This window comes from Marinobacter sp. ATCH36, from assembly GCF_023555055.1.
GTDB lineage: Bacteria > Pseudomonadota > Gammaproteobacteria > Pseudomonadales > Oleiphilaceae > Marinobacter.
The window spans coordinates 167,042-189,440 of sequence record NZ_JAMJPL010000001.1; the positions used below are offsets into that span (position 1 = coordinate 167,042).

Annotated in this window: 17 protein-coding genes; 6 read left to right on the top strand and 11 right to left on the bottom strand. The window is 58.4% G+C overall.

What is annotated here, in order from left to right; translation table 11 throughout:
- Positions 1-3 precede the first annotated feature (3 nt).
- Complete coding sequence (locus tag M8010_RS00730) at positions 4-870, bottom strand: MBL fold metallo-hydrolase (RefSeq protein ID WP_250086854.1); 867 nt, start codon at positions 868-870, stop codon at positions 4-6.
- Between the two features lie 76 nt (positions 871-946).
- Complete coding sequence (locus M8010_RS00735) at positions 947-2,458, bottom strand: sensor domain-containing diguanylate cyclase (protein WP_250086855.1); 1,512 nt, start codon at positions 2,456-2,458, stop codon at positions 947-949.
- Positions 2,459-2,653: 195 nt separating this feature from the next.
- Here M8010_RS00735 and M8010_RS00740 point away from each other — a divergent pair, with 195 nt between their 5' ends.
- From M8010_RS00740 to M8010_RS00760, 5 genes are all read left to right on the top strand, one after another.
- The gene (locus M8010_RS00740; RefSeq protein ID WP_250086857.1) at positions 2,654-4,171 is read left to right on the top strand and encodes a DNA-3-methyladenine glycosylase 2 family protein; all 1,518 of its coding nucleotides are present in this window, start codon (positions 2,654-2,656) and stop codon (positions 4,169-4,171) included.
- Positions 4,168-4,689 (top strand): methylated-DNA--[protein]-cysteine S-methyltransferase, encoded by a 522-nt coding sequence (locus tag M8010_RS19905; protein ID WP_284047929.1) that lies wholly within the window; start codon positions 4,168-4,170, stop codon positions 4,687-4,689. The genes M8010_RS00740 and M8010_RS19905 overlap by 4 nt, the downstream gene beginning before the upstream one ends.
- Positions 4,690-4,773: 84 nt before the next feature.
- Positions 4,774-6,087 (top strand): MFS transporter, encoded by a 1,314-nt coding sequence (locus tag M8010_RS00750; RefSeq protein ID WP_250086859.1) that lies wholly within the window; start codon positions 4,774-4,776, stop codon positions 6,085-6,087.
- Between the two features lie 93 nt (positions 6,088-6,180).
- Positions 6,181-8,055: a putative nucleotidyltransferase substrate binding domain-containing protein gene (locus M8010_RS00755; RefSeq protein WP_250086861.1), complete on the top strand. Its 1,875-nt coding sequence runs from the start codon at positions 6,181-6,183 to the stop codon at positions 8,053-8,055.
- Positions 8,048-8,785, top strand: a complete 738-nt coding sequence (locus M8010_RS00760) for a 3'-5' exonuclease (RefSeq protein ID WP_250086863.1) — start codon at positions 8,048-8,050, stop codon at positions 8,783-8,785. Before M8010_RS00755 ends, M8010_RS00760 begins: the two co-directional genes overlap by 8 nt.
- A 16-nt stretch (positions 8,786-8,801) precedes the next feature.
- On the opposite strand, the gene msrB is transcribed toward M8010_RS00760, so the two are convergent.
- The 3 genes from msrB to M8010_RS00775 all read right to left on the bottom strand — a co-directional run bounded on the left by msrB (position 8,802) and on the right by M8010_RS00775 (position 12,324).
- Complete coding sequence (gene msrB / locus M8010_RS00765; RefSeq protein ID WP_250086865.1) at positions 8,802-10,019, bottom strand: peptide-methionine (R)-S-oxide reductase MsrB; 1,218 nt, start codon at positions 10,017-10,019, stop codon at positions 8,802-8,804.
- A gap of 127 nt (positions 10,020-10,146) precedes the next feature.
- A complete protein-coding gene (locus M8010_RS00770) occupies positions 10,147-11,619 on the bottom strand; it encodes a sensor histidine kinase (protein WP_250086866.1) in 1,473 nt (490 codons plus the stop codon).
- Between the two features lie 3 nt (positions 11,620-11,622).
- Complete coding sequence (locus M8010_RS00775; RefSeq protein WP_250086868.1) at positions 11,623-12,324, bottom strand: response regulator transcription factor; 702 nt, start codon at positions 12,322-12,324, stop codon at positions 11,623-11,625.
- A 90-nt stretch (positions 12,325-12,414) separates the two neighbouring features.
- Between M8010_RS00775 and M8010_RS00780 the strand changes: the two genes are divergently transcribed.
- A complete protein-coding gene (locus M8010_RS00780) occupies positions 12,415-12,999 on the top strand; it encodes a QsdR family transcriptional regulator (protein WP_250086871.1) in 585 nt (194 codons plus the stop codon).
- 135 nt (positions 13,000-13,134) lie between these two features.
- On the opposite strand, the gene M8010_RS00785 is transcribed toward M8010_RS00780, so the two are convergent.
- From M8010_RS00785 to M8010_RS00810, 6 genes are all read right to left on the bottom strand, one after another.
- Positions 13,135-14,550, bottom strand: coding sequence for an aldehyde dehydrogenase family protein (locus M8010_RS00785; RefSeq protein WP_250086874.1), 1,416 nt, complete (start codon positions 14,548-14,550; stop codon positions 13,135-13,137).
- 14 nt (positions 14,551-14,564) lie between these two features.
- The gene (locus M8010_RS00790) at positions 14,565-15,671 is read right to left on the bottom strand and encodes a zinc-binding dehydrogenase (RefSeq protein ID WP_250086876.1); all 1,107 of its coding nucleotides are present in this window, start codon (positions 15,669-15,671) and stop codon (positions 14,565-14,567) included.
- Between the two features lie 13 nt (positions 15,672-15,684).
- Positions 15,685-17,487, bottom strand: coding sequence for an acyl-CoA dehydrogenase family protein (locus M8010_RS00795; protein WP_250086878.1), 1,803 nt, complete (start codon positions 17,485-17,487; stop codon positions 15,685-15,687).
- Positions 17,488-17,682: 195 nt separating this feature from the next.
- Positions 17,683-18,867, bottom strand: a complete 1,185-nt coding sequence (locus tag M8010_RS00800; protein ID WP_250086880.1) for an acetyl-CoA C-acyltransferase — start codon at positions 18,865-18,867, stop codon at positions 17,683-17,685.
- Between the two features lie 244 nt (positions 18,868-19,111).
- Positions 19,112-21,205, bottom strand: a complete 2,094-nt coding sequence (locus M8010_RS00805; protein ID WP_250086881.1) for a 3-hydroxyacyl-CoA dehydrogenase NAD-binding domain-containing protein — start codon at positions 21,203-21,205, stop codon at positions 19,112-19,114.
- A gap of 291 nt (positions 21,206-21,496) precedes the next feature.
- The gene (locus tag M8010_RS00810; RefSeq protein ID WP_250086882.1) at positions 21,497-22,321 is read right to left on the bottom strand and encodes an IclR family transcriptional regulator; all 825 of its coding nucleotides are present in this window, start codon (positions 22,319-22,321) and stop codon (positions 21,497-21,499) included.
- Positions 22,322-22,399 lie beyond the last annotated feature (78 nt).

Here is a 22,399-nt window from a genome sequence, read left to right on the forward strand (position 1 = left end):
ACGTCAGAACAGGTTAACCGGTACTTTAAGGTAAACCTGCCCATTATCCTCGGCAGGGGGCATATGCCCGGCCCGCATGTTGACCTGCACCGACGGCAGAATCAGCCGGGGCATGTCCAGCGTTGCATCACGTTCGGTCCGCATTTTCACGAACTCTTCCTCGGAAACACCCTCATGTACATGAATATTCTGACGGCGCTGTTCCGCTACGGTGGTCATGTGCTGGTATTCTTCCCTGTCCGGCGCCTTGTAGTCGTGGCAAAGGAAAATACGGGTCTCCGGCGGCAATGCCAGCACCTTCTGGATAGACTGGTAAAGCACCCGCGCATCTCCGCCTGGAAAATCACAACGTGCAGTGCCGTAATCCGGCATGAACAGAGTGTCTCCCACAAAGGCCGCATCCCCGATCACGTAAGTGAGGCAAGCAGGTGTGTGACCCGGCGTGTGCAGGACACGCCCCTCGAGATGACCAACCTGGAAGCGGTCATCCTCTTCAAACAGGGCATCAAACTGGCTGCCATCCCGGGCAAATTCGGTACCCGCATTGAACGCCTTGCCGAAAATCTCCTGTACTTCAATGATGTGGGCACCAATGCCGGTTCTTCCACCAAGCTTCGTGTGGAGGTAAGGCGCTGCCGAAAGGTGGTCCGCGTGAACGTGGGTCTCAATGATCCACGCTACCTCCAGATTCTGGTTTCGGACGTAGTTAATGATCTCATCAGCAGAGCGGACATCCGTCTTGCCTGCCGCATAGTCAAAATCCAGTACGGAATCGATGATCGCGCAGGCATTGCTGTCAGGGTCACTGACCACGTAACTGAATGTATTGGTGGGTTCGTCAAAAAAGTGCTGGACGAGTGGATTGGCCATGTTACTCATCTCCCGGTGATTCAAATTTAGTTCTAAGCATATACTAAAATGAAATATCAAGGGAAATGAACTTTAGTTATAGCCGCGATGGGCCTGATGCATTTGCGAAACAATCGCGGCCGGCTTCTTTGGCAAGATAGAGCCGGTTATCCGCCGAGCCAATCAGCATTTCCGGCGTCGGATCAGCAGCGTCATCGCCTCCGACAGCTGCAACACCAGCGCTAACGGTCAGTGGAATTTTCTGTCCATCAACGACAAAGTCGTAATGCCTGACCTTCTTGATAATCCGGTTTACCAGCGCCCCCGCAGCATCACTATCCGTTGCAGAAAACGCTACCACAAACTCCTCGCCACCGAAGCGTGCCACAACATCCATGGCACGGGTATGCTCAAGCAGAATGCCGGTAAACTCTCGCAACACATAGTCGCCTGCCAGGTGGCCAAGGGTATCGTTGACCACCTTGAAGTGGTCGATGTCGAACAGCGCCAGTGCGAATGGCTGCTGTTCCCGGTTCCACAGGGCAATCATTTCATCCAGGCGGGGATACAGATAACGACGGTTATGAAGCCCTGTCAGCGGGTCTCTGATCGACTGATTCAGTAGCTCTTCTTCAAGCCGGTGTCTTTCCAGGACACCAGACAGCAAACCGGAGACGATAATCAACAGATCAGCCTGGTCGGTCCGCCATTCCCGGGGACTCAGGGAATCCACCCCGAAGAAACCTGACACCATACCCCGTGTGCGCACGGGCACACAGAACATGGAACAAACGCCCTGTTTGGTCAGTAGGGCCTTTTCCGGCCCGGCCTCCTCCGGAAGCTCTGCTACATTCTCAACGAAGACCAGGCGATTCGTTTCGACCATCTGATCAATTTGCTGATGCCACCAGGTAAAGGTATCAATTGGCACCTGCTGTTGAGTGTCTATCAGCGGCTCCACACCATCGCGAGACCATTCGTGGGTATTGGTCATTTCCGTACGCTGATCGGAAATGCGGTACAGGTAGGCACGATCCACCCCGAAAAACTGGCCGATGGCTTCCAGAACCCTGTTAATGCTCTGATCAATGTTCCCGAAACCACAGGTGATAAAGTCCGATGACAACCTGGCAATCAGTTTCTGGAATCCTGCCTGGAAGGAAAATTCAGCCTCGCTCTCCCGCAGAGAGAATTCCAGATCCTTGAAGGGCTGGATATCGTTGAACTGGCCATACCAGAGCACACTGCCATCGGCCTGAAGCTCCGGAACCGAGTCTGACTCGAACCAGTGATAGTCGCCATTAACAAGGCGCATTCTGGCCTGATGCTGCCAGGGTGTGAGCTTTCTGGCGGATTCAGTGATACTGGCGGCAACACCACCGATGTCCTCGGGGTGTATTACCGAGGACACCACCTGTCCATCCCGATGCAAATCCTCTGGCTCAAGCCCGAACAGAGTCCGGACCCGGTCACTCACAAAAGGGTAACGATAGCGCAGTCCATCAGCACTTTGCTGATAGATAAACAACACCCCTGGCACGCCTGAGGCCAGCTTCGGAAACAGATCGGGAAAACTGCTTTGCGCCCCATCATCATCAAATCGCGGCATAATTGATACTCTGTTACCACGGATTTGGAAGGCCCGACCCGGGCCCGGCTATTCAAAGTGTAGAGCACGCAGACATATGCCGCGAGGCGGTGTGTAGGGTCGGGAATGGCAGGCCTTTTGGCTGCGATCTGAGCGGCGCAGCATCAGTTCCGAATTCGGCGAGTTTTGCCCCACCATGCTGATACACTGACTTGCATGAACACCTTAACTGATGACCTTTGCTACCAGGCACTGAAAACCCGGGATGCCCGATTCGACGGCCGCTTCTACACCGCCGTGGTGACCACCGGAATCTTCTGCCGCCCCATCTGCCCTGCGGTGACACCCAAGCGCGGCAACGTGCACTTTTACCCTTCAGCAGAGGCAGCCATGGCCAACGGTTTTCGCCCCTGCCTGCGGTGCCGGCCGGAGGCCGCGCCAGGCAGCCCGGCAGCGGCCGGCGTGCACACCACCCTGGCCCGGGCGGTACGCTTGGTGGAAGAGGGTGCTCTGGACAAGGGTTCAGTGGCGGAGCTGGCAGAGCGCCTGGGTATTACCGATCGCTACCTGCGCCGGCTCTACAAGCGCCATACCGGTGCGACACCCCAGCAGCATGCCCAGGCCCGTCGCCTGTTGCGGGCACGGCAACTGATTGTAGACAGCAATCTGAGCATGACCGAAATTGCCGCTATCGCCGGCTTTGGCAGTCTGCGCCGCTTCAATCACAGCCTGAAAACAGCCTATGGCGATGCACCCACAGCCTTCCGCCGGGGAGTCAGGCAGCCGGCGGCAGCCAAAGCCAATCGTCTACCGCAGGACCCTTTCCAGCCAGCTCGGGACGACCTGGTACTGTTTCTTCAGGCACGGCCACCGTTCGACGGCGACGCGCTGCTGGCTTTCTTCCACGCCCGCGCCATTCCCGGGCTGGAGGCAGTGGGTGATCGGTACTATGCCCGCGCCATACACTTGCAGGGCCATCCGGGGCTGGTGATCTGTCGCCCACTCGCTGACAAGCCCGGAATGCAGGTCATCCTGCGTGGGCCGGTCAGGCACGTCATTCTTGATATCAGTGCGCGGGTACGCCGCCTGTTCGATCTGGATGCCGACCTGCCAGGCATTACCGATCACCTGTCCCGGGATCCCCTCCTGCGGCCCGTAATCGAACGGTTTCCCGGGCTGAGAGTGCCCGGCTGCTGGGACCGGTTTGAATTTGCTGTGCGGGCCATTCTGGGCCAGCAGATATCCGTTGCCGCCGCCCGGACACTTGCCGGGCGCGTGGTTACTGGCTACGGCGCTCCTCTTCCTGAACAACTGGTCGCTGGTACGGGAATCACCCATCGCTTCCCGACACCGGCGGAGATTGCAGGCCAACCCCTTGACCACATCGGGCTGACCCGCAGCCGCACCGAGACCCTGGCACGTGTTGTTGCCCGGTTTGCCGAACCCGGTTTCACCGAACTGGATGGCAGTACCTTGCTGGATCAACTGGCCAAACTGCGCGGCATCGGCCCCTGGACACTCAACTACCTGGCGCTTCGTGGCCTGGGCGACCCGGACGCTTTTCCGGCCACGGATCTGGGCATACTCAAGGCCGCGGCCCTCATCGGCGCACCGGATAATGCCAAGGCTCTGGCCCACCACGCCGAATGCTGGCGCCCGTGGCGGGCCTATGCCGCCCAGTACCTGTGGGCAAGTCTGGCAGCCCAACCTACCCTGCAGGAGACATCATCATGACACCACGGATCCATGTCAGCCGATTTCCCAGCCCCATTGGCCCTTTGAGCCTGGCCACGATGGATAACCAACTGGTTCATCTTGATTTCGACGACAACGAGGAGCGCATGCGCACCCTGCAGCACCGGCGGTATCGCCACATCCAGTGGTCTGAGCAGCCTGGCTCCGCACCCAGGGCCATTGCCGAATGGCTGGAAGCCTATTTCGATGGTGTTCTCCAACCCCTGCCCCGAAGCCATATCCGGCTGACCGGCACTGATTTTCAGCAACGGGTCTGGCAGGGACTGATTGGGATTCCGGCAGGAGAGCATCGCTCCTACGGGGCACTGGCAGAGGCCCTGGGCAACCCCAAGGCCGTCCGTGCCGTGGCCCGGGCGAATGCCCTGAACCCGGTCGCCATCCTGATTCCCTGCCACCGGGTGATCGGCGCCAATGGCACCCTCACCGGCTATGCTGGCGGCCTGGAACGCAAGGCCTGGCTGCTGAACCACGAGGCGGCCAACCTGAAAGCGGTTTAACCCGGCGGGGCTGGGCATTTACCGGTTTAACGGCGACAATCACGGCACGGATGTCCCTCGCAAGGAACAGGAGTTCAGCCGAAAATGGCATTACAAATACCCCTCACCCAACCCCAGAGTGCGCCCGAAAACAAACGGGCACTATGGTCCTGGGCATTTTATGACTGGGCCAACAGCGCCTTCTTTACCATCATCCTGACCTTTGTTTTTGCCCAGTACTTCAGCGTGTCGGTGATGCAGAATGAAGTAGCCGGTACCGAGGCCTGGGGTAATATCGTGGGCATTTCGGGGGTAATTATCGCCATCCTGGCACCCATTCTGGGAGCCATCGCGGACCAGTCGGGCCGTCGAAAGCCCTGGTTTATAACGTTCACCCTGTTGTGTGTGGCGTCTTGTGCCATGCTCTGGACCATAACGCCGGATCAGGACCAGTTCTGGAAAGCTGCCCTGTGGGTGGGCCTCGGCACGCTCGGTGCCGAATTCGCGTTCATTTTCTATAACTCCATGTTGCCGGACCTGGCCAGCCAGGAACGCACCGGCCGCTGGTCCGGCTGGGCCTGGGGGCTAGGTTATGCGGGCGGAGTGCTGAGCCTGGTGGTGGCTCTGTACGGTTTTATCGAAACCGACATCAACCCATTCAATCTGAACCGTGACGAGGCCGAGCATGTGCGCGCCACCTTCGTTCTGGTTGCCGTCTGGTACCTGGTGTTCGCTCTGCCGGCGTTCTTCTTTATTCCGGACCGGCCCTCAACCGGCCTGGGCATGGCTGCTGCTACCCGCGCCGGATTCAGACAATTGAAGGAGTCCATTGCCCATGTGCGCCAGTACAAGGACATCGTGCGCTTTCTGATTGCCCGCATGCTCTATACCGATGGCCTGGCCACTATTTTCACGTTCGGGGGTGTATACGCCGCCGGCACCTTCAATATGAACACCACGGAAGTTCTGCAATTCGCCATCGCACTGAACGTAACCGCAGGGCTGGGTGCCGTGGGGTTTGCCTGGATTGATGATGCCCTGGGCGGACGCAACACCATTTTGCTGTCACTGGTGGGACTGGGCTGCAGTGCCCTGGCTATCCTGGTGGTGGACGGTGCCACCGCTTTCTGGGTATGGGGCATGATTCTGGGTATCTTCGTGGGGCCGCTGCAATCCGCCAGTCGCTCCCACCTGGCCCGCGTTGCACCGCTACATCTGCAAACGCAGATGTTCGGCCTGTTCGCCTTTTCCGGCAAGGCTACGGCATTTGCGGGCCCATTGCTGGTAGGCTGGGTTACGGCAATAACAGACAGCCAGCGCTGGGGGATGAGCACCATTCTGGTGTTCCTGGTGGTGGGCTTCCTGCTGATGCTGACGGTGCCCGCCACGGAAAAAACGGTGTCTGGGGCGGCGAGCTGATGTTTTACCTCCCATCATGGCTGTAAAACTGCGCCACTGCTATATTACCTACTGAATTCTCCACGCCGAAGCGGTTCGAAAAGGAAGCGAGTAATGCAGGCAGAGCTGATCGAAATACGCAACCACCTGGCCCAGCACCCTCCGTTCGATGACATGCCGGAAGAAACTCTCGACCGAATCGTCTCTGGCATTGAGGTTGCCTATTTCCGCGCAGGCACAGACATCCTCAAACTTGGCGAGCGCAACGCGTACCTGCATTACATTCGCAGTGGCGCGGTTGAAATGTATCGCCGCACGGGCGAGCTCTACAACCGGCTCGGCGAAGGCGAGATTTTTGGCCAGTATGGCCTGCTGATGAGCAAAACGGTTCGATTTCCGGTCAAGGCCATTGAAGATTCACTGGTCTACCTGATCCCCGACGAGATATTCCGGTATCTGTGGGAAAACGACGACAGCTTCACCGATTTCGTGGAAGTCGAAGACCGCTCCCGCCTTCGCTCAGCACTATCCCGGCGGGAGAAGTCCAACCAGCCCATGACCGCCCGGGTGACACGGCTGATTTCACGTGGGCCGGTCACGGCCCCGAACACCGTTCGCCTGCAGGAGGCTGCCCGCATCATGACGGAACAGGGCGTCTCAGCCTTGCTTCTCATGGACGAAAGCGGCGACAGTCCCAAGCTTTCCGGCATTATTACCGACCGTGACCTGCGCACCCGAGCCCTCAGTGAGGCCTTGCCGTCGGAAACACCCATCAGCGACATCATGACGGATGGTCTGATCACCACCAGCTCCAACTCCTTCATTTTTGAAGCCATGCTGACCATGCTTCACAACAATGTGCACCACTTGCCGGTGATGGACGGCGACAAAATCCGCGGCGTTATTGCACTGTCGGATATCGTCAAGCACGAGTCTCAGAGCAGCCTCTACCTGGTCAGCAACATATACCATCAGCAGGACGTAAAAGGCCTGAAGCGCCTCAGCAAGGAAGTGCCCAACACATTTGTTCGCATGGTCCGGGAAGACGCCAATTCGCATATGATCGGCAGCGCCATGGCCGGTATCGGCCGCAGCTTCAGCCAGCGGCTGCTGGAACTGGGAGAGGAAAAGCTCGGGCCACCACCGGTACCCTATTGCTTTATGGCGCTCGGCTCCATGGCCCGGGACGAACAACTGGTGGTGACCGACCAGGATAACGCCATGGTGCTGGACGACAGCTTTGACCCTGCGAAGCACGACGAGTACTTCCTCGCCCTGGCGAAGTTTGTCAGTGACGGCCTGGCGGAGTGTGGTTACACCTACTGCACCGGGGATATCATGGCGACAAACCAGAAATGGCGCCAGCCCCTGCGAGTATGGAAGGAGTACTTCGCGGACTGGATTGAAAACCCCAAGGCAGAAGCCCTGCTGAACAGTAATATTTTCTTCGACCTGGACGGCATTTTTGGCCGTACCGAGTACACCGAAGAGCTGAAAGGCTTCATTGCCGAGAGAGCGAGCAACAGCCAGCGGTTCCTGGCGATGCTGGCACGCAACGCTCTCAATCGTACACCACCACTTGGGTTTTTCCGCACCTTTGTAATGGAGGAAAGTGGCAAGCAGGCCAAAACCTTTAACCTGAAACGTCGCGGTACCGCGCCGGTCTCGGACCTGATCCGTGTGCATTCCCTGGCCTGTGCCTCAAAGGCGCAGAATACCTTCAACCGCCTCAAAGCAATCGGGGATACCAAACTGATTCCGGAGGACGGAGTGGACAACCTGCGGGATGCTTTTGAATTCATCGCCATAGTGCGGATTCGCCATCAGGCCCTCGCTATCGAAGCCGGCCGCGAGCCGGACAACAACGTGCGGCCAGAAGACCTGTCACCCTTTGAACGCAGCCACCTGAAAGACGCCTTCCAGGTGGTCACCCAGGCCCAGAAGTTCCTCAAGTTCCGCTATCACGCGCAGGTGGCACGGAATGTCTGATGATCACGAATCCATGACCACCGACACTCCTGTCGCAAACCTGCCGTGGCCAGAACGGTTCCGGGAGCTTGCAAAGCAGGCTGAGGATGAACAGCTGAAGGCGTTCTATGAAGCCGGCTGCGTCGCCCCCGAAACGCCGTTGAAAGACGTCCCATTTGTGGGCGTGGATTTCGAAACCACCGGGCTGGACGCCAACAAGCACTCCATTGTCAGTATCGGCGTGGTGCCCTTCACCATAGACCGGGTGCAATTGGGAGGTTCCCGGCACTGGCTGGTCAAGCCGCAGCTGCCGTTGCATCAGACATCCATTACGATTCACGGCATAACCCACACGGATATCGACAAGGCTCCGGATCTGGACGATATCCTTGGTGAGTTTCTCGGATGCCTCGCCGGTCGCATTCCGGTCGTTCACTACCGGAATATCGAGCGCCCCTTCCTGAATGTCGCCCTGAAGTGGCGCATCGGCCAGGAAATACGCTTTCCGGTCATCGACACCATGGCCATTGAGTCTCACCTGCATCCTCGCAGGCAACCCAACTGGTGGCAGAGGTTCAGAGGCCAGCAGGCCATTTCGATACGCCTGGCAGACAGCCGGCTTAGATATGGCCTGCCGCATTATCCGCCTCACAATGCTCTCGTAGACGCGTTGGCCAGTGCGGAATTGCTGATGGCGCAGGTTCAGCACCACTTTTCACCAGAGACCCCGATCGGGGATCTCTGGCTATGACCGGCGAACAGCCTGTCTAATTGGAAGCGGTTCGGCCAGTTTCTTCCACTTCGCTGATCAGGGCGCCATATCCCTGTGCTTCCATGTCCTCCAGCGGGATGAACTTCATAGCCGCGGAATTCATGCAGTAGCGCAGGCCGGTCGGGGCCGGACCGTCGTTAAAAACGTGTCCGAGGTGGGAGTCTGCATACCGGCTACGGATCTCGATTCGCTTCATGAAGAAGGAGTTGTCTTCTTTCTCCACCACCATGTCCGAACTGATTGGCTTGGTAAAGCTTGGCCAACCGGTGTTGGATTTGTACTTGTCCCTGGATGAAAACAGCGGCTCACCGGACACGATATCCACGTAGATGCCCGGCCGTTTTTCATCGAAATACTCGTTCTTGTAGGCGGGCTCGGTGCCGTCCTCCTGGGTAACGTAATACTGCTCTTTGGTCAGCCGCGCCTTCAGCGTTTCGTCATCCGGCTTTTCAAAGGTCTTTGGGTTGAATGCCTCAACCTGACCGAGATTCATGCCGGCCTCACTACCGGAATGCACAGAAGCGCTGCCGCTTTCGCTATCATTTTTTTCCGGACGGTACTGGGCATAATCCACTTCCTGGTCGTCGCCCCAGACCTTCTCGATAAACTGGTAACGGCCGGAGTTGAAGGTGTAGATCTTGTATCGCACCGGATTCTTACTGTAGTAATCCTGATGGTATTCCTCGGCGTCGTAGAAAGCCTCAAAGGGCACGATCTCAATCTTCACCGGGTTGTCATAGCGGCCTGACTCCTCCAGCGCTTTCACTGAAGCTTCAGCGGCGCGTTTCTGTTCTTCGTTATGATAGAAAATGGCCGGGCGGTACTGTTTGCCCCGGTCCACGTACTGTCCATTCACATCGGTCGGATTGGCAGTGCGCCACAGTGCCTGCAGCAGGCCCTCATAGGTGATTTCATCCGGATCGTAATAGACCTGAACAGCCTCCGTGTGGCCAGTGCGCCCGCCGGCTACCTGTTGATAGGTCGGGTCTGTCTCATCACCACCGCTGTATCCGGACACTGCCTCGACAACACCCGGAACTTTTTCCTCGTAAGCCTCTTCAACACACCAGAAACAACCACCGGCGAAGGTAGCCACCGCCAGATCAGGGTCGTCCGGCGCATATTTCGAATCCTTTCCATCGGAGGCACCAACCTGAACGCCGGTCAATGCAATGGCTGCCGCCAAGGACATCAGTAACAGATACCGTTTCATAACCTTAACCTCTTGCCTTTTGAATACTGTGACCAGTTTGCAGTGGATTCGTCACAGCATCTTCTCCTGTTTATTACGTTTGTATAACGCCGGTGAGATCATTGTGGATGCAGAAAGCTCCGGATGATTATCTGACCGGAAGCCGGATGCAGAAGCACGCGCCCCCGGAAGCCGGGTTCTCAACACGGATATCGCCGCCCTGAAGCGTCATGATCCGGCGGGCAATCGCCAACCCGAGACCGGCGTGGCCGCCAGACCCACCGGAAGACTCCCCGCGATAAAATGGATCAAAGATGTGGGGCAGGTCCTGCTCCGGAATGCCCGGGCCACTGTCCCGAACGCACACTTCCGGCAGACCGTCGGCTTGTCTGGTCGCTACTTCGATACGCCCCCCGGCGGGACTATAGGCAATGGCATTGCCGATCAGGTTATCCAGAACCCGCTCGGTCATGGCCAGGTCCGCGTAGGCCAGGGGTTGGTCCGGGTCGCCATTGACCTTCAGCTCAAGCTGCTTGTTGCCGGCCTCTTGCCCGTGTTTCTGGACCACATCGTGCACCAGTTCCGCCAGTGGGAAGGGCTCCGGCACTGGCTGCTTTTCCCGGGCCTCCAGCGCCGCCAGCTCGAAAAGCTCGTCCACCAGGCGGTTCAGGCGTCGCCCTTCCTTCAGTGCAATGTCGAGAAAGCGGTCCTGCTCTTCCGGACTGAGTCGGTCGCGCCGCAATTTCAGGCTTTCAATGTATCCCTGCATGGAGGCCAGCGGCGTACGCAGGTCGTGGGATACCTGGGCCACCAATTGGCGACGCTGCGCATCTTTTTCCGTCAGTTGCTCAATCTGGGAGGCAATCCGGCTGGCCATGTCATCAAAGGTAGCGCCCAGGTAATCGATTTCATCGCGCCCCACCGGTCGTCTGTCCCGCCAGGTGCTCTCGGGCTGGCGGCTCATGTCGCTGTGCTCGAAGTCCTCCACCAGCCGGGTCAGCAAGGTCAGCCGGCGGGTCAGCAGCCGGAATATCGCCAGCCCCGCAATCATGACCACCGCCAGACTGACCAGCAGCGCCCAGGCACTCAGTTCCAGCAACTGGCCGCCCCGCGCCATGGTTTCCGCGGCGTCGTATTCTTCACCTCGCAGCACCACGTAAAGATAGCCCTCGGGATTATCCGCTGATGGCACGGGAGTTACTGAGAACACTTTCTGCCGGTCATGACTGCGCGGGTCATCGCCCAGCACCGGATAGCGGCTCATGTCGTCCATCAGCCGCTGTATGGGCTCAAGGGAGACCTGCTTGCGCTTGATCTTCGCCGGATCGGCCGAATAGGAAAGGATGGTGCCGTCCAGGTCCAGCAGATAGATTTCGATGCTGGGGTTGATGGTCATATAAAGCGCAAAGAGCTCTTTCAGGGCGCTGCGGTCAAGCTGGCCCTCGCTGACCAGGTTCCGGTCTGCCACCAGGTTTTTCGCCAGATCCCGGTGCAGCTCCTGATTGACCGAGGCGTTGTACTCCCGCAGCGAGTAGAGGCTGATAAAGGTATACAGCAGGCCCACGGCCAGTAGCAGCAGGAACAGGCCAACCGCCAGCCGGGTGTAGAGTGTTTTCACCATGGCTCATTCCCGGAAACGATAGCCTACCCCCCAGACAGTCTCGATGAACTCCGGCCGGGCCGGGTCAGTTTCGATCTTGCCGCGCAGGCGATTGATGTGAGTATTGACGGTGTGCTCATAGCCCTCGTGGTTGTACCCCCAGACTTTATCCAACAGCTGAACGCGGCTGAACACCCGGCCGGGATGGCTGGCAAAGTGCCAGAGCAGCTCGAACTCCCGGGCGGTCAGTTCCACTTCCTGCTCCCGCACAAAGACCCGACGGCGATCCGGGTCGATTCTCAAGCCGTCGGTTCGCAGCTCTGCGCTATCAGCAGCGCCGGCTGGCGCCGCGGCCATGGCATCCACACGACGAAACAGCGCTTTCACCCTTGCCGCCAGTTCCGCCACGCTGAAGGGTTTGGTGAGGTAATCGTCCGCGCCCATTTCCAGCCCCAGCACCCGGTCCAGCTCGGTGCTTTTTGCCGTCAGCATCAGCACCGGCACATACCCCGGGCCGGAGCGAATCTCACGACATACCGCGAGGCCATCCATTCCGGGTAACATCAGGTCCAGCACCACCAGGTCGATATCCCCTTCACGAAAACGCTCAAGCCCGGTATCACCCCGGTCACACAGTATCGGGTTCATTCCCAGGTCGGCCACGTGCATACGCACCAGCTCGCCAATGCCCGGATTGTCCTCAACAATCAATACGTTTCTTGTCATGGGTTACTGGCTCTTGGCAATTCGCAAAATCACAGTGTATTGATACCAGTGTATAGTGGATAGTTCACAAATCTGTCACGGATGGGTTAAATGACAACAGACGTAGTAACAACCAGAGCGACACCAGCAGACGTTATCCAGCGTACCCGCCAGCTCTGGCTGAACGGTGAGCGCATTCACCTGGCCTCGTTGTCTGAAGAACTCAACATCGGCCGTGCCACCCTGTTCCGTTGGGTTGGCAGCAAAGACCTGCTTATGGGTGAGGCCTTGTGGTCGCTCTACGATTCCCTGCGCCAGGACGCGATCAACCAGACTCCTGGCCAGGGCGTGGATTATGTTGTGGGTGTGTTTCGCTATATCAATTCGGTGTTGTTGCATTCAGAACCCCTTCGTCGTTTTATCCACGACGATCCGGAATATGCCCTGAAGATATTGATGTCCTCGCAGTCCACCCTGCACAGTCGCACCGTAAAGGCTAATACCAGAGTACTGGAGGAACAGGTGGCTGCAGGCTTCATCCACCCGCCTATGAATCTGGAAAGCCTTTCGTATTTTATGGTGCGCCTCGCAGAGTCCTGCCTTTATGCCGATATTATTGGTGGGAGAGAGCCCCGGGATGAGGAGCTGGAGGATGCCTGTACGGCAGTGCGGATTCTGCTTGGCGGGAAAGCCTAGACTCTGGGGCTGGTCCCGCGGCGGGGGTACCTTTTCTTCTGGGAAAAATAACTCGCTGCGCTCAGACATCTTTTTCCCGGCAGAAAAGGTACCCCCACCCCGTGACCGATCGGACTTCAGAGTGTTGCTCTCGGATTACAGCTGCAGAGAACGTACCTCCAAAAACTCCTTCAGCCCCCACTTGCCGAACTCGCGACCGATACCGGAATGCCCGAATCCGCCGAATGGTGCCAACGGGTTGAAATCCCCACCATTGACGAACACCTGCCCGGTGCGCAGCTTGCTAGCCACTTTCTTCGCATGGGCATCATCGCCGGACCAAACGGCGCCAGACAGGCCATAGGCCGTGCCGTTGGCAATCTCGATCGCCTCGGTTTCGTCTTCATAGGGAATCACACACAGAACCGGGCCGAAGATTTCTTCCTGGGCGATACGGCTGTCGGGTTTCACGTTGCCGAATACGGTGGCTTTGACGAAGTAGCCATGGGCGCAGCCTTCCGGTGACTCCGGACCGCCGGCCACCAGGGTGGCGCCTTCTTCGATGCCGAGTTTGATGTAATCAATGACCTTGTCCCGCTGCTGAGCCGAAGCCAGTGGGCCAAGCCGGGTGGTTTCTTCCAGCGGGTTGCCCGGGGTCATTTTTGCCACTGCTGCAGCCGCCAGTTCACAAGCCTCGTCGTGTTTTTCTGCGGGGACCAGCATGCGGGTGAGCGCGGTGCAGGTCTGGCCTGAGTTCAGCAGGCAGTTGTTGACGGTGCCCTTCACCGCTTTTGCCAAGTCCGCATCCGCGAGGATGACTGAGGCGGACTTACCCCCCATTTCCAGGGCAAAGCGCTTGAAGTCGTCGGCTGCTGCGTGGGCTATGAGACTGCCGGTGCGGGTGGAGCCGGTAAAAGACACCATGTTAACGCCCGGGTGTTTGATCAGCGTGTCGCCCACGGTCTGACCTTCACCGCAAACCAGGTTGAAAACACCTTTGGGTAGGTCGGTCTTGTCCAGTATATCCGCCAGGATATACGCACTCTGGGGCGCGATTTCAGACGGCTTGAGCACCACGGTACAGCCAGCAGCAAGGGCGGGAACCACTTTCAGAATCACCTGGTGTAGCGGGTAATTCCAGGGGGTTATGCAGCCCACCACACCGACCGGCGTGTATTGCACCTCGGAGTTGCCCACCTGTTCGCTGAACGGGAATTCCGGCAGCAGTTTCAGGTAGCTCTTGGTAATGGTGGCAGGCAGCCCGGCCTGGATGCCGGTCGCCAGCTTGATGGGCATGCCCACTTCCCGGCATACGGTTTCCGCAATTTCAGGCGCTCGCTCCTTCAAGCCCGCATGGAGCTGTTCCAGCACGTGGAGACGTTTCTCCAGGGTGCTTTCCGACCAGCTTTCAAAGGCAGCACTCGCAGCGGCGATGGCCTGTTCCATTTCTCCACGACCGGAAGCGGGAACCCGGGCAATGACGTCGCCAGTGGCGGCCTCATGAACGTCGATGGTCTCTCCGGCCCAGTCCTGCCACTGGCCGTTGATGTAATTCTTGCTGAGATCTTTCATGGTTCTCTCCTGGATCAGTCGAACACAATCACGCCACGGGCGTTCTTGCCAGCCAACATATCATCGAATGCCTGGGCTGCGTCTTCAATGGGATAGGTGCAGGTTACCAGCTCATCGAGCTTGAGTTTGCCAGCCTTGTACAGCCCCAGAATACGGGGGAAATCGTACTGCGGGCGGGCAGAACCCAGCCAGCTACCCTTCAGGACCCGTTCATCGGCGGGCAGGGTCAGGGTGGTGATTGAGGTTTTGTCTTTCGGGTCGGAAACACCCACCACCACGGCCGTGCCACCGCGTCCGAGGCACTTGTAGGCCTGCTCCACCACGGCGCCGGCACCAACGCACTCAAAGGCGTAGTCCACGCCACCGGTGAGTTTCTTCACCGCTTTGGCGCCATCTTCCACATCGTTTATGTTGACGGTATGGGTGGCACCGAAGTCCCGGGCCATCCGCAGTTTTGTCTCGTTGTTATCCACCGCAACAATCATTTCCGCGCCGGCGGTCACACAACCCTGAATGGCGTTCAGGCCTACGCCGCCAATGCCAAAGACAGCCGTGCGGGAGCCGGGCTCGACCTTCGCGGTGTTGAACACGGCGCCAACTCCGGTCATAACGGCGCAGCCGACCAGTGCAGCGTTCTGCATGGGTATGGTGTCGTCCACCTTGACACAGTTGTCCACGTGCATGGTGGCGTATTCCGCCATCACGCCGCAGGCGCCGAAGACGTTGAGGTCTTCGCCATCCGCGCCTTTGGTGCGTAAGGTTCCGTCCGGCAGGGTGAACATGGCTTTGCGGGCATTTTCGCAGAGCACCGGGCGGCCGCGAACGCACTGGCGACATTTGCCACACATGGAGATGAAGGAGCTGACCACGTGGTCGCCTTCCTGAAAAGCGGTAACGCCTTCGCCCACTTCGATGACCACACCAGCGGCTTCGTGGCCCAGCACCAGTGGTGCGGGGTAGGGTATTTTGCCGGTGGTAGCGGACTGATCGCTATGGCAGACGCCGCAGGCAGCGACCTTGATGGTGATTTCGTCCCGCTTCGGGCCTTCCACGGTAATGGTTTCCACCTGAACGGGTTGGCCCCATTCGCGACAGACGACGGCTTTGGCTTTTCTGTCCATTGTTGTTGGCTCCTTAAAATTCCGAATCCTGCATACCCAGCGCGGTGGTATCCACGGCCGCCAGTAATTCCGCCAGGCTGACCACTTTCGGCAGTTCGTATCGGGCGAAATACTCACAGGCCTTCACCTTACCCTCGTAAAATTCCGCTGTCTGCTCACTTTCACCGTTCAACCCTGCAATGGCCTTGATAGCCTGTCTCAACCAGAGCCAGCCAACCACGGTGTGGCCGAATGCCTCCAGATAGAGCGAGGCGTTGGCCAGGGCTTTTTCCACGTTGCCGCCGGCTTTCTCTGCGTTGATGGCTTCCGTCGACATGGATAGGGCTTCCACTGCCCGGTCCAGCTGGTCAGCGCTGCTTGCCAGACGTTCGATGTCCCGGGCTTCGCCAATGGTGGCGGCAATACGGTCCCTCAGTTCCTGGTAGAACCGGCCGCCGGCCATGGAAACCTTGCGGCCCAGCAGGTCAATGCCCTGGATGCCGTGGGTGCCTTCATGGATGGGATTGAGCCGGTTATCGCGGTAGAACTGTTCCACCGGGTATTCCCGTGTATAGCCGTATCCGCCGTGCACCTGGATCGCCAGGCTATTGGCTTCCAGGCAGAACTGGGACGGCCAGGATTTGATGATCGGCGTCAGCAGATCCAGCAGGCCAGCGGCCAGTTGGCGTTGCTCTTCGGTGGCTCCGTGCTTTTTCTCGTCCACCAGCATCGCACCCTGCAGACACAGCGCCAGGCCACCTTCCACGTAGGCTTTCTGGGTCAGCAGCATGCGGCGGATGTCGGCGTGGCGGATCAGCGGTACCTGCGGCGTGTCGGGGTCCTTCTCGCCAACGGGACGCCCCTGTTTGCGCTCGCGGGCGTATCCCAGTGCGTGGAGGTAACCAGTATAACCCAGCATGACCGAGCCCAGACCAACGCCGATGCGGGCTTCGTTCATCATGTGGAACATCGCTGCCAGGCCGTTGTTGGGCTCACCCACCAGGTAACCCACAGCACCGTCTTTTTCACCAAAGTTGAGCATGGTCGAGGTGGTGCCTCGATAGCCCATCTTGTGGATCAGGCCGGCCAGCGCGACGTCATTGCGATCACCCAGGCTGCCGTCCTCATTGACCAGCACCTTGGGCACAATAAACAGGGAAATGCCTTTCACCCCGACCGGGGCGTCCGGCAGACGGGCAAGCACCATGTGAATGATGTTCTCACTCAGCTCGTGGTCGCCACCGGATATGTAGATCTTGTTACCGAAAAGGCGATAGCTGCCGTCATCCTGCGGCTCCGCGCGGGTGCGCAGATCCCCCAGGGACGAACCGGCATGTGGCTCGGTCAGGCACATAGTGCCGAAGAACCGGCCGGCCATCATTGGCCCGGCATACTTATGCTGCTGGTGCTCGCTACCCTGGGCCATGATCAGGTTCGCAGCCGCAATGGTCAGCCCGGCGTAGCCCTGGGTGCCAACATTCGCGCCCTTGAGCATGCCCACACACATCTGCGCGACGGCGGCGGGCAGTTGCATGCCGCCGCGCTCGTAGTCCTGGCCGGCGGCCATCAAACCTGTGTCCCGCAGTACGTCGAGGGCCTTTTTGACCTCAGGGCGCATGACTACCTGGCCGTTTTCGAACCGGGGTTCTTCCTCGTCGACCAGGCGGGCGTGAGGGGCAAACTCTTCAGCGGCTACTTTCAGGGCCAGGTCCAAAGCCGCTTGCAGGGTTTCCCGGTTGTGTTCGGAGTAGCGGTCGTAGTCCAGGGTCTGTTCGACTTCGTGGAGTTCAAACAGCTGGAAGGCCAGGTCCTGGGTGTTGATGATTTTTTGTTGCATGGCCTTGTTACCCTTGGCGTGTATCAATGATTATCAGCCACGAATGAACACGGTAGCCTGCGGGGTTGGAGTCTGGTCCTGGGGTGGGGGAGCCTTTTCTTATGGGAAAAGAACTCGCTTCGCTCAGACACCTTTATCCCGTCAGAAAAGGCTCCCCCACCCCATGACTGGCCTGACTGCACTGTTATATCTGGCTTACACCACTTCAAACAGGCCAGCAGCGCCTTGTCCACCGCCGATGCACATGGTCACGACAACGTATTTGGCGCCACGGCGCTTGCCTTCGATCAGGGCATGGCCCGTCAGGCGGGAACCGGTAACACCATAGGGGTGGCCGATGGAGATGGAGCCGCCGTTGACGTTCAGTTTTTCCATGGGAATACCCAGGCGGTCGCGGCAGTAGACCACTTGCGAGGCAAAGGCCTCATTCAGTTCCCACAGGTCGATATCATCCATCGTCAGACCGTTGCGCTCCAGCAGGCGCGGGATGGCGAAGACCGGGCCGATGCCCATCTCATCGGGCTCGCAGCCAGCGACGGCGAAGCCACGGAAGATACCCATGGGTTCGATGTTGTGCTTCTCGGCGTAAGTCGAGTTCATCACCGTGCACACAGACGCACCGTCCGAAAGCTGGGACGCGTTGCCGGCGGTAACAAAGTGGTTATCCCCACGCACCGGATTCAGACCCTGCAGGCCTTCCAGGGTGGTATTGGGGCGGTTGCACTCATCCTTCGTCAGGGTGACATCCTTATGGCTGATGTCCCCGGTTTCCTTGTCCTTCACCATCATGGTGGCATCGTAAGGCACGATTTCATCATCGAACCTGCCCGCCTCCTGGGCCGCTGCCGTGCGCTGCTGTGAGACCAGCGCATACTCATCCTGGGACTCACGGCTGACACCATAACGCTGGGCAACAATATCCGCGGTTTCAATCATCGCCAGATATAGCTCGGGCTTGTTCTTCATCAGCCAGTCGTTGGTAGCGTGGAAGCTGTTGAGCTTGTCATTCTGCACCATGGAAATGGATTCGACACCTCCCGCCACCATGGCCGGTACCTTCTCTGACACCACCCGCTGGGCGGCGATGGCAATGGACTGAAGGCCGGAACTGCAGAACCGGTTGATCGAAAGGCCAGCGGTCGTCACCGGCAAACCGGCGCGGATAGCCGCAAGGCGCGCGATGTTCTTGCCCTGGGCGCCTTCGTGGAACGTGGCACCGAGGATAACATCCTCGACAATCGCCGGATCGATACCTGCACGCTGCACCGCGTGCTGGATCACATGGCCGGCAATGTCCACAGAGTGGGTGTTGTTCAGGGCGCCACGGTAGGATTTACCGAGGCCGGTGCGAGCGGTTGAGACAATAACGGCATCAGACATAACAGTGTCCTTCGTAAACAGGTAGGTCGGATTAGCTAAGCGTAATCCGACACAGAGTGGAACGTTTCGACGGTATTGTCGGATTACGGCTTCGCCTAATCCGACCTACGGTTCCAGGAGACCAAACCCTGGAGTCGAGCCGGTCACGGGGTGGGGTACCTTTTCTGCCGGGAAAAGGTGTCTGAGCAAAGCGAGTTCTTTTCCCATAAGAAAAGGCACCCTACCCCGGGACCAGCCCCCGAAATCAAAGATCCGAAAACTTGCGACCTTCACTGACCAGTTTTTGCAAAAGGGCTGCCGGCTTCCACTGCTCGCCACCGAGGTCATCGTAGAACTGTTCAACGGTACCAAGAATGTTGTCCAAACCAATCTGATCGGCCCAGAACATCGGGCCACCACGATAGGCCGGGAAGCCATAGCCGTAGATCCAGGTAATATCGATATCCAGTGAACGGTCCGCGACGCCCTCTTCCAGAATCTTCGCGCCCTCATTGATCATCACATACATGCACCGCTCCAGAATCTCCTGATCGGTGATGTCACGGGACGTAATACCCTGCTCCTGACGGAACTCGGCAATGATCTGATCCACTTCCGGGTCAGGAATCGGCTTGCGGTTACCTTCCTCGTACTTGTACACGCCCGCCTGAGTCTTCTGCCCGAGGCGGCCTTGTTCCGCCAGCTTGTCCATCCAGCTCGCCGGTACATCCTCACCGGCCTTGCGGCGCTCCTCGCGAATGCTGTATCCAATATCAATACCGGCAAGGTCCGACATGGCAAACTGCCCCATCGGGAAGCCCAGATCGGTCAGCACCTTGTCCACCTGTTGCGGGCTCGCGCCCTCATTGACCAGTGCCATGGCCTCGGCACCGCGCTTGTGCAGCATGCGGTTGCCCACGAAACCGTAGCAGTTGCCCACCATCACGCCGACCTTGTTGATCTTCTTCGCCAGCGCCATCGCCGTGGCTTTCACTTCGTCGGAGGTCTTATCGCCCCGCACAATCTCCAGCAGCTTCATGACATTGGCCGGGCTGAAGAAGTGCAGGCCAATCACGTCTTCAGGGCGTTTGGTGGATGTGGCGATTTCATCGATGCTCAGGGTGGAGGTGTTTGAAGCCAGAATAGTGCCCGGCTTGCAGGACTCATCCAGCTGGCTGAAGATCTTCTTTTTAAGGTCCATGCTTTCGAAGACCGCCTCAATCACCAGATCAACATCGCTGAAATCGTCATAGGTCAGGGTGCCGCTGATCAGGCTCATGCGCTCTTCAACCTGGGCCTGGGTAATACGGCCTTTCTTGGCGGTGTTCTCGTAGTTCTTGCGAATGACCGCCAGACCCTTGTCCAGTGCTTCCTGTTTTAATTCCGCGATGATGACGGGAATACCAGCGTTAGCGAAGTTCATGGCGATGCCACCGCCCATGGTACCGGCGCCGATGACACCCACCTTTCTGATATCGCGGACCGGCGTGTCCTTGGACAAACCTTTTACTTTTGATACTTCACGCTCGGCAAAGAAGGCGTGAACCAGACCGGCACGCTGCGGGGATTCCATGCACTCCATGAACAACTCACGCTCGCGCTTCATGCCGTCATCGAATGGCAGGTTAAAGGCTGCTTCCACCGCATCCACGCATTTGAATGGCGAGAACAGGCCGCGGGCTTTCTTTTGCAGGCCGGCACGGAACTGTTCGAACACGTCGCTACCTTTGTCTGCTTCGATCTTGTCGGTCAGGTCGCGGACACGACGGACCGGCCTGCTCTCATCGGCAACTTTTTGAGCATATGCCAGGCCAACGGCCTTGATATCGTCGCCGTCTTCAACCGAATCAACAATCCCCAGAGCCAGCGCATCCTTGGCGTTTACAAATTCACCGGAGGTGATCATTTCCAGCGCCTTCTGGGCACCGGTCAGCCGCGGCAAACGCTGGGTACCACCAGCGCCGGGCAGCAGGCCCAGTTTCACTTCCGGCAGCCCGACTCTGGCACTGCTCAGCGCCACCCGGTAATGACAGCCAAGGGCAGTCTCCAGGCCGCCACCCAGGGCAGTGCCGTGAATGGCCGCGACAACAGGCTTGTCGCTGCTTTCATACTGATTGGTAAGCGAAGGCAGGCTCGGCTCCTGCATCGGCTTGCCGAATTCGCGAATATCGGCACCGGCAATAAAGGTGCGGCCTTCGCACACCAGCAACAGCACCCTGGCGTCGTCATCCTTCTGGCCCTGCTCCAGCGCAGCCACCAGGCCGGAACGGACAGCATGGCTGAGGGCGTTCACCGGCGGGTAGTTCACAGTGATAACGCCAATGGAGCCTTCCCGGTTGTAAGTTACGACCTCAGACATAATTCCTCCGAACCTTCTATGGAATATAGTTTTAACAAGCGAAACATCAGTACGATTTAATACAAGTTTACGACAGGTTTCAACCATGAATTAAAATGCAGGCATAAAAAACCCCAGGACGAATCCTGGGGTTTTCTGGCCTATCAGCTGGCAGAAGGCCCGGGCGGGGATCTCCCTCCGAAACACGCTGTGAATACATCCCTGTACGCTCGGCTCCGCCATCCATGGCTCCGCACGGTTTCGGAGGGAGATCCCCGCCCGAACCCATGCTTCCTTATTTAGCCGAAAACATCAGACGCCGAGTGACTCAATATCGCTGGCCAGCATTGCCAGCTGGTGGGCGATGGACGCACGCAGTTTTTCGGCGGGCACAAGATAGGAGGGCGCCGCACAGGTCAGCGCCATAATGGTGCCGTCCTGCAGGTGAATGGGCACGCCGGCGGAATTGATGTTGCGGTCCCACTCGCCGAGGGACAGGCAGAAGCCGTACTTTTTGTAGTCTTCCATCGCACGCTCAAGGCCCGCCTGCTTTTCCGGCCAGGCGTCGCCGTATTTGGCTTCCATGGCGTCATCGATCACCTTGCGGCCTTTTTCAGAAATGGCACAGTAATAAGCCCGGCCTGCAGAGGTAGTGGACATGGGCAGCTTCAGGCCGATATCCATGCGCAGCAGGGAGGCTTCCGGCGGCAGCCGGTTTTCCACGTAGATCATGTGCAGGCGGTCACGGCAGGTCAGGCCCACGGACATGTTGGTCTGGCGTGCGAACTCGTCCATGTACGGCCTGGCCAACTGACGCACCTTGAGATTGGACACATAAGCATAACCCAGGGCCAGAACGCCGGAACTGAGCTGGTACTTCTCCAGCTGCGGGTTGTAGCTGAGGTAACCAAGCTTGGTCAGGGTGTAGGTCATGCGTGAAACGGTCGGTTTCGGCAGACCGGTCAGCCGCGAGATATCCTGGTTACCCAGAATCACCGAGCCCTGGCTGAAGGCACGAAGTACATCGAGACCGCGGGAGAGCGCCTCTACAAACTTGCGATCTTTTTCCGGCTTTACCGGCTCACCGTCACTGGACGCCGCCAGTAGTTCCGGTGTGGTGGTCTCTGCTGTGTTCATACTCGGACATCCTCCAACTGCATTTCCGACACTCCAACCCGGGTTTACGGATGAATTTCGGTATATTATTCTGCAAAG

Excerpts from the sequence above, each read along its gene's own strand:
- M8010_RS00730 (WP_250086854.1), bottom strand. The coding sequence starts at position 870 with ATGGCCAATCCACTCGTCCAGCACTTTTTTGACGAACCCACCAATACA.
- M8010_RS00735 (WP_250086855.1), bottom strand. The coding sequence starts at position 2,458 with ATGCCGCGATTTGATGATGATGGGGCGCAAAGCAGTTTTCCCGATCTG.
- M8010_RS00740 (WP_250086857.1), top strand. The coding sequence starts at position 2,654 with ATGAACACCTTAACTGATGACCTTTGCTACCAGGCACTGAAAACCCGG.
- M8010_RS19905 (WP_284047929.1), top strand. The coding sequence starts at position 4,168 with ATGACACCACGGATCCATGTCAGCCGATTTCCCAGCCCCATTGGCCCT.
- M8010_RS00750 (WP_250086859.1), top strand. The coding sequence starts at position 4,774 with ATGGCATTACAAATACCCCTCACCCAACCCCAGAGTGCGCCCGAAAAC.
- M8010_RS00755 (WP_250086861.1), top strand. The coding sequence starts at position 6,181 with ATGCAGGCAGAGCTGATCGAAATACGCAACCACCTGGCCCAGCACCCT.
- M8010_RS00760 (WP_250086863.1), top strand. The coding sequence starts at position 8,048 with ATGTCTGATGATCACGAATCCATGACCACCGACACTCCTGTCGCAAAC.
- msrB (WP_250086865.1), bottom strand. The coding sequence starts at position 10,019 with ATGAAACGGTATCTGTTACTGATGTCCTTGGCGGCAGCCATTGCATTG.
- M8010_RS00770 (WP_250086866.1), bottom strand. The coding sequence starts at position 11,619 with ATGGTGAAAACACTCTACACCCGGCTGGCGGTTGGCCTGTTCCTGCTG.
- M8010_RS00775 (WP_250086868.1), bottom strand. The coding sequence starts at position 12,324 with ATGACAAGAAACGTATTGATTGTTGAGGACAATCCGGGCATTGGCGAG.
- M8010_RS00780 (WP_250086871.1), top strand. The coding sequence starts at position 12,415 with ATGACAACAGACGTAGTAACAACCAGAGCGACACCAGCAGACGTTATC.
- M8010_RS00785 (WP_250086874.1), bottom strand. The coding sequence starts at position 14,550 with ATGAAAGATCTCAGCAAGAATTACATCAACGGCCAGTGGCAGGACTGG.
- M8010_RS00790 (WP_250086876.1), bottom strand. The coding sequence starts at position 15,671 with ATGGACAGAAAAGCCAAAGCCGTCGTCTGTCGCGAATGGGGCCAACCC.
- M8010_RS00795 (WP_250086878.1), bottom strand. The coding sequence starts at position 17,487 with ATGCAACAAAAAATCATCAACACCCAGGACCTGGCCTTCCAGCTGTTT.
- M8010_RS00800 (WP_250086880.1), bottom strand. The coding sequence starts at position 18,867 with ATGTCTGATGCCGTTATTGTCTCAACCGCTCGCACCGGCCTCGGTAAA.
- M8010_RS00805 (WP_250086881.1), bottom strand. The coding sequence starts at position 21,205 with ATGTCTGAGGTCGTAACTTACAACCGGGAAGGCTCCATTGGCGTTATC.
- M8010_RS00810 (WP_250086882.1), bottom strand. The coding sequence starts at position 22,321 with ATGAACACAGCAGAGACCACCACACCGGAACTACTGGCGGCGTCCAGT.